Genomic DNA, 277 nt, shown 5'->3' on the forward strand with positions numbered 1-277 from the left:
GGTTTAGAGGACGCATCGGGATTGATGGATTGGTTGGAGGACAATACCGCCAGTCGTCGCGATGGTATTGAACGTCTACAGCAATTTTTGGCAGCTGATATCGCTCAAGGTGGTGATGCGTTAAGTAGCAATGAGGACTATAGCCAAGAAGCCAAAGTTATCCGCCAATTGCTGGCAAGTGATATGGCGGTTTATGTCGTCGATGCGCGTGAGCCAGTATTGGGTAAATACAAGGATGAGTTGACCATTTTATCGTGGGCAGCGATACCTGTTATGC

At 48.0% G+C, this 277-nt stretch carries 1 pseudogene; it reads left to right on the forward strand.

What is annotated here, in order from left to right:
• Nucleotides 1-24: 24 nt before the first annotated feature.
• Nucleotides 25-277: pseudogene (locus AAEZ05_RS28460) on the forward strand (DUF3482 domain-containing protein); the annotation flags it as partial.

The organism is Pseudomonas sp. HY13-MNA-CIBAN-0226, assembly GCF_040310305.1.
Lineage (GTDB): Bacteria > Pseudomonadota > Gammaproteobacteria > Pseudomonadales > Pseudomonadaceae > Aquipseudomonas > Aquipseudomonas gregormendelii.